General features: G+C 66.5%; 5 protein-coding genes. 2 read left to right on the forward strand and 3 right to left on the reverse strand.

The features are described 5' to 3' along the window. The first annotated feature begins 95 nt into the window (after positions 1-95). On the forward strand, positions 96-995 hold the full coding sequence (locus AUP43_RS04900; protein WP_067553357.1) for a methyltransferase domain-containing protein: 900 nt from the start codon (positions 96-98) through the stop codon (positions 993-995). 7 nt (positions 996-1,002) lie between these two features. On the opposite strand, the gene AUP43_RS04905 is transcribed toward AUP43_RS04900, so the two are convergent. Genes AUP43_RS04905 through AUP43_RS04915 form a run of 3 tightly spaced genes read right to left on the reverse strand, consistent with a single transcriptional unit; the run spans position 1,003 to position 3,598 of the window. Beyond that, the gene (locus tag AUP43_RS04905; RefSeq protein ID WP_084462570.1) at positions 1,003-1,470 is read right to left on the reverse strand and encodes a (deoxy)nucleoside triphosphate pyrophosphohydrolase; all 468 of its coding nucleotides are present in this window, start codon (positions 1,468-1,470) and stop codon (positions 1,003-1,005) included. Then, on the reverse strand, positions 1,451-2,683 hold the full coding sequence (gene argJ, locus AUP43_RS04910) for a bifunctional glutamate N-acetyltransferase/amino-acid acetyltransferase ArgJ (RefSeq protein WP_232314878.1): 1,233 nt from the start codon (positions 2,681-2,683) through the stop codon (positions 1,451-1,453). Before argJ ends, AUP43_RS04905 begins: the two co-directional genes overlap by 20 nt. Positions 2,684-2,695: 12 nt before the next feature. Beyond that, entirely contained in the window at positions 2,696-3,598 is a 903-nt protein-coding gene (locus AUP43_RS04915; protein ID WP_067553368.1) for a peptidylprolyl isomerase, read from the reverse strand. Positions 3,599-3,843: 245 nt separating this feature from the next. On the opposite strand from AUP43_RS04915, the gene secA reads away from it, so the two are divergent. After that, on the forward strand, positions 3,844-6,576 hold the full coding sequence (secA, locus tag AUP43_RS04920; protein ID WP_067553370.1) for a preprotein translocase subunit SecA: 2,733 nt from the start codon (positions 3,844-3,846) through the stop codon (positions 6,574-6,576). Positions 6,577-6,640 lie beyond the last annotated feature (64 nt).

Genomic DNA, 6,640 nt, shown 5'->3' on the forward strand with positions numbered 1-6,640 from the left:
CTGAGGAGGCCGCGTGAGCGGACGTCTCGAAGGGTTCGGCGGCAGGCCCGAACCCAACCATTGGCAGACGCCGCCCGCCGCGCCATATTCCGCGCATGTCCGATACGATGATGGTTTTCGACCGCCGCGCCGTGCGCGCCCAGCGCGACCGCGCCGCCCCCGCCTATGGCGCGTTCGGCTTCCTGAAGCAGGAAATATCGCAGCGGCTGGCGGAGCGGCTGGACGGCATCAATAGGCGCTTCCCGCTGGCGGTCGATCTCGGCTGCCATCTGGGCGCGATGGGCGATGCGCTGGCCGGGCGCGGCGGCATCGAACGCCTGGTGCAGGCCGACCTTTCGCCCGCCATGGCGCGCGCGGCGGCCGGCGCCGGCCGGCCCACCCTGGCCGCCGACGAGGAGGCGCTGCCCTTCGCCCCCGGCAGCCTGGACCTGGTGACGAGCTGCCTGTCGCTGCATTGGGTGAACGACCTGCCCGGCGCGCTGCTGCAGATATCCCAGGCGCTGAAGCCGGACGGGCTGTTCCTCGGCGCGATGCTGGGCGGCACCACCCTGGTCGAGCTGCGCGAGGTGATGACCCAGGCGGAGATCGACGTGGAGGGCGGGCTGTCGCCGCGCCTCTCCCCCTTCGCCGATCTGCGCGACGCCGGCGGCCTGCTGCAACGCGCCGGCTTCGCCCTGCCGGTGGTCGACAGCGACTGGCTGACCGTGACCTATGAGAACGCCCTGGCGCTGATGCGCGATCTGCGCGGCATGGGCGAGACCAACGCGCATCTGCAGCGCCGCCGGCATTTCACCCGCCGCGCCACCCTGCTGCGCGCGGCCGAGCTGTATCAGGAGCGTTTCGCCGACGCGGACGGGCGCATCTCGGCCACCTTCCAGGTGCTCTATTTGACCGCCTGGACGCCGCACGCGGCCCAGCCGCAGCCGATGCGACGCGGCTCCGCCACCGCCCGCCTCGCCGACGCGCTGGGCGCGGTCGAGGTGAAGCCGCACTGACGATACTTCACAGAAAATCCCGCAGCATCGCGACCAGGGGGAGGTCGGCGGGCGGCATGGGGTAGGCGGACAGCGCCATCGGGCGGACCCATTTCACCGCGCTGTGCTCCACCGCCCGAAGCTGGCCGTTCCAGCGGCGGCAGATATAGAGCGGCATCAGCAGGTGGAAATCGTCATAGGTGTGCGAGGCGAAGGTGAAGGGGGCCAGGCAGCTCGACGCGGTGTCAATGTCCAGCTCCTCCTTCAGCTCGCGCACCAGGGCGGCCTCCGGCGTCTCCCCCGGCTCGACCTTGCCGCCGGGGAATTCCCACAGGCCGGACATCTTCTTGCCCTCCGGCCGCTGGGCGATCAGCACCCGGCCGTCGATATCGACCAGCGCCACGGCGACGACCAGCACGGTCGGCTTCGGCCCCGGCGATACCGGCTCCGCTCCGGAAGGGCAGAGATCGTCGAGCTTAGCTGCGGTAGGAGCCATTGATGTCGATATAGCCGTGCGTCAAATCGCAGGTCCATACGCGCGACCGGCCGCGACCGACGCCGACATCGACCTCGATCAGGATCTCGCTGCCCTTCATATGGGCGACGACCGGGGTTTCGTCATAGCCCTCGACGGCAGCACCCTCGGCCGCGACCTCGACGCCGCCGATGCGGATGGCGAGCTTGTCGCGGTCGGCCCACTCGCCGGACTTGCCGACCGCCATGACGATGCGGCCCCAATTGGCGTCCTCGCCGGCGATCGCGGTCTTCACCAGCGGCGAATTGGCGATGGCGAGACCGATGCGCTTGGCGGCGCGCGGCGAGGCCGCGCCGGTCACGTCGATGGTCACCAGCTTCTGCGCGCCCTCGCCGTCGCGCACGATCTGGATCGCCATGTCGGTCAGCAGATCCTCCAGCGCCTCGCGGAAGTCGCGCAGATGCGTGTCCTTGGCGCTTTCCACCGGCGGATGGGTCACCTTGCCGGTGGCGAACAGCAGCACCGTGTCGCTGGTCGAGGTGTCGCTGTCCACCGTGATGCAGTTGAACGACCGCTCGACCCCGCGCGACAGCATCTCCTGCAACACCGGGGCGGGGATTTCGGCGTCGGTGAAGACGAAGCCCAGCATCGTCGCCATGTCCGGCGCGATCATGCCTGACCCCTTGCAGATGCCGTTGATCGTCACCGGCACATCGCCGATGCGGGTGCGCCGGGTGGCCCCCTTGGGGAAAGTGTCGGTGGTCATGATCGCCTTGGCCGATTCGGCCCAGCTTGCCGACTTCAGCCCCTGGCGCAGGGCGGGGATGGCGTCCACCACCTTCTGCGCCGGCAGCAGCTCGCCGATCACCCCGGTCGAGGCCAGGAAGATTTCCGACGCCTCGCAGCCGATGGCCTTGGCCGCCGCCTCGGCGGTGGCGACGGCGGCGTCATAGCCCTTCTTGCCGGTGAAGGCGTTGGCGTTGCCGGAATTCACCAGCACGGCGCGCGCCCGGCCTTCCGCCAGATTGCGCCGGCACCATTCGACCGGTGCCGAGGCGGTCAGCGACTTGGTCAGCGCGCCGGCCACGGTGGCGCCGGGCGGCAGTTCCGCCAGGAACAGGTCGGTGCGGCCCTTATAGCGCACCCCGGCCGCGACCGAGGCCAGCTCGACGCCGGCAATCGGCGGCATATCGGGGAACGTCTCCGGCGCCAGCGGCGATACCTTCAGTGCCACGCTGCGTCTCCCTTATTTCGGCTGGGGCTGCGGCTGGGGCGCGGCGGGCTGCGGCTCGCCGGTCATGGTGAAACGCTCGATGGTGGCCTTCTCGCGCAGCTGCTCCAGCTGGGTGCGGGCGGCTTCCTCGGCCAGCTCGTTGCTGATCTGGGCGCGCATCTGATCCAGGCTGGGGGCCGGCTGCTCGCGGCGCTCGACCAGCTTGATGACATGCCAGCCGAACTGCGACTTCACCGGCTTGGCGCTATGCTTGCCGGGCTGCATGGCGAACGCGGCCTCGGCGAATTCCGGCACCATCTGGTCGGCGGTGAAGAAACCGAGATCGCCGCCATTATCCTTGCCGGGATCGATGGACTTCTCCCGCGCGATGGCGGCGAAATCGGCCCCGCCATCAAGCTGCTTCACGATGGCCTTGGCCTCCTCCTCGCTCTCGACCAGGATGTGGCTGGCGCGCACCTCCTCCGCCTTCGGGGTTTCGGCGCGCAGCTTCTTGTAGCGCTCCTCGATGGCGGCGTCGGTGACCTTCTCGTCGATCACCTTGGTCAGATACTCTTCCTGGATCACCCGGTTGCGATAGGCCTCGATGCGGCGCTGCACGGCCGGATCGTCGGCCAGGTTGCGCGCCTCGCCGGCCTTCTGCAGCAAAGCGCCGTCGATGGCGCGCTCCAGCAGCGCGGGGTAGAGCATCTCCATCGGGATCTGGCGATATTGCGCCGGCAGCGTCTCGATCAGCGACAGTACGTCGCTTTGCCGCACCGCCGCGCCGTCGACGGTGGCGACCACCGTATCGGGATCGACAGCCGCGGCCGCATCGGGGATCGGCTGCACGCTTGTCTGGGCCGAGGCGGGCTGCGCGCCCAGCCAGGTCACGGCGAGCGCCGCGGCGAAAAGGGCGGAAAGGCGCAAGACGAGCATGATCTGATCCTAGGTTTGTGGGGCGACGGCACGGGCCATCGTCGAAATCGGCCCGACACTACCGCAGGCGGCGAAACAGCGGCAAGGTTCATCGTATGGTCATACAGCTGTCGATACGGCTTTCGGGGGGGCGCGGACTTAACCGAGGCGGCGTTGACAGGGATTGACGATACCCCTATGTGTCAGCCCACAGGTGGGTCTTGTATAATGATCCGCCGCCTTCGAACGTACCCGAGGTTTCCCCCATGCTTGGCGCTCTCGCCAGAACCCTGTTCGGCTCCGCGAATGACCGCGTGGTCAAGCGCCTGCGTAAGCGGGTCGAAGCGATCAACGCCCTGGAGCCCGCCATCGCGGCGCTGTCGGACGAGGAATTGCGCGGCAAAACGGCGGAATTCCGCGGCCGCCTGGCCGAGGGCGCGACGCTCGACGATCTGCTGGAGGAAGCCTTCGCCACGGTGCGCGAGACGGCCCGGCGCACGCTGGGCCTGCGGCCCTTCGACGTGCAGCTGATGGGCGGCATCGTGCTGCATGAAGGCATGATCAGCGAGATGAAGACCGGCGAAGGCAAGACGCTGGTGGCGACCCTGCCGGTCTATCTGAACGCGCTGGAAGGCAAGGGCGTCCATGTCGTCACGGTGAACGACTATCTGGCCCGGCGCGACGCCGCCTGGATGTCCAAGGTGTATAATTTCCTGGGGCTGTCGGTCGGCACCATCCTGAACGGGATTTACGACGACGACCGCCGCGCCGCCTACGCCGCCGACATCACCTACGGCACCAACAACGAATTCGGCTTCGACTATCTGCGCGACAATATGAAGTTCCGCCTGGAGGATATGGTCCAGCGCGACTTCAACTACGCCATCGTCGACGAGGTCGACTCGATCCTGGTGGACGAGGCGCGCACGCCGCTCATCATCTCCGGTCCGGCCGAGGATTCCTCGGAGCTGTACAAGGCCATGAACGTGCTGCTGCCGCGCCTGACGCCGGAGGATTACGAGAAGGACGAAAAGCAGCGCTCCGTCACCCTCACCGAGGAGGGCACGGAGAAGATGGAGCAGATTTTGCGCGAGGTCGGCATGCTGACCCAGGGCAATCTGTACGACACCCACAATGTCTCGCTGGTTCACCACATGAACCAGGCGCTGCGCGCCCACCAGCTTTTCCAGCGCGACGTCGACTACATCGTGAAGAACGACAAGGTCGTCATCATCGACGAGTTCACCGGTCGCATGATGGAAGGAAGGCGCTATTCCGAAGGGCTGCATCAGGCGCTGGAAGCCAAGGAAGGCGTGACGATCCAGCAGGAAAACCAGACGCTGGCCTCGATCACCTTCCAGAATTATTTCCGGCTCTATCCGAAACTGGCCGGCATGACCGGCACGGCGATGACGGAAGCCGCCGAGTTCGGCGAGATTTACGGCCTGGAAGTGGTCGAGATGCCGACCAACGTGCCGATGGCGCGCAAGGACCATGACGACGAGGTCTATCGCAGCCAGCGCGAGAAGTTCGACGCCATCATCGATTTGATCGAGGAGGCGCAGAAGCGCCGCCAGCCGGTGCTGGTCGGCACCGTGTCCATCGAGAAGTCGGAAATGCTGTCCGAGGCGCTGAAGCAGCGCAAGATGCCGCATGAGGTGCTGAACGCCCGCTATCACGAGCAGGAAGCCTTCATCATCTCGCAGGCCGGGCGTCCGGGTGCGGTGACAATCGCCACCAACATGGCCGGTCGCGGCACCGACATCCAGCTGGGCGGCAATCTCGACATGGCGCTGGCCGCCCGCCTGGAAGGCGTGCAGGACGAAGCCGAGATCGCGCGCATCACCGCCGAGGTGACGGCCGAGATTGAGGAAGGCCGCCGCATCGTGAAGGAGGCCGGCGGCCTCTACGTCGTCGGCACCGAGCGGCATGAGAGCCGCCGCATCGACAACCAGCTACGCGGCCGCTCCGGCCGTCAGGGCGATCCTGGCGCATCGAAGTTCTTCCTGGCGCTGGACGACGATCTGATGCGCATCTTCGGGTCCGAGCGGATGGAGGGCATGCTTCAGAAACTCGGCCTGAAGGAAGGCGAGGCCATCGTCCACCCCTGGATCAACAAGGCGCTGGAAAAGGCGCAGCAGAAGGTCGAGGCGCGCAATTTCGACATCCGCAAGCAGCTGCTGAAATATGACGACGTGATGAATGACCAGCGCAAGGTCATCTACGAGCAGCGCAAGGAGATCATGCGCGCCACCGAGGTGCAGCACACCATCGCCGACATGCGCCACGAGGTGATCGACGAGCTGATCGAAGCCTGCATCCCGCCGAACGCCTATGCCGAGCAGTGGGATACGGAAAAGCTGCATCAGGAGGTCGCCCGCCTGTTCAACCTGGACCTGCCGATTGCCGAATGGGCCAAGGAAGAAGGCATCGCCGACCAGGAGATCAAGGAACGCCTCATCAGCGCGGTCGACCGCAAGATGGCGGAAAAGGTGGCCAATTACGGCCCCGACATCATGCGCATGGCGGAAAAGAGCCTGCTGCTGCAAATCCTCGACCAGTGCTGGAAGGATCATCTGCTGCATCTGGACCATCTGCGCCAGGGCGTATCGCTGCGCGCCTACGCCCAGAAGGATCCGCTGAACGAGTATAAGCGCGAAGCCTTCCTGATGTTCGATGCGCTGCTGACCCGGATGCGCGAAACCGTCATCTCGGTTCTGGCGCATGTCGAATTGCGGGTGCAGCGGCCGGAGGATATGGAGCCCAAGCCGCAGGAAATGCACGAAACCCGGCACGACCCCGCCTTTGACGAGGTGGTGGACGAGCAGGGCTACGGCACCACCGACGCCGATGGCGCGGTGATTCCCCGCGCCGCCCGCTCGATTGCCGTCGAGGTTGATCCGAACGACCCCTCGACTTGGGGCAAGGTCCAGCGCAACGCCCTCTGTCCCTGCGGTTCCGGCAAGAAATTCAAGCACTGCCACGGCAAGATCGGCTAGGCAACCGCCGATGAATGGCGGCTATGGCGCAAGCGGCCTTATGCTTCGAGACGGCCGCTTGCGC

The sequence above is a fragment of the Oceanibaculum pacificum genome (assembly GCF_001618175.1).
GTDB classification, from domain to species: domain Bacteria; phylum Pseudomonadota; class Alphaproteobacteria; order Oceanibaculales; family Oceanibaculaceae; genus Oceanibaculum; species Oceanibaculum pacificum.

Bases quoted from the DNA above. Each gene is read 5' to 3' on its own strand.
- AUP43_RS04905 (WP_084462570.1), bottom strand. From the start codon at position 1,470: ATGGCTCCTACCGCAGCTAAGCTCGACGATCTCTGCCCTTCCGGAGCG.
- AUP43_RS04915 (WP_067553368.1), bottom strand. From the start codon at position 3,598: ATGCTCGTCTTGCGCCTTTCCGCCCTTTTCGCCGCGGCGCTCGCCGTG.
- AUP43_RS04900 (WP_067553357.1), top strand. From the start codon at position 96: ATGTCCGATACGATGATGGTTTTCGACCGCCGCGCCGTGCGCGCCCAG.
- secA (WP_067553370.1), top strand. From the start codon at position 3,844: ATGCTTGGCGCTCTCGCCAGAACCCTGTTCGGCTCCGCGAATGACCGC.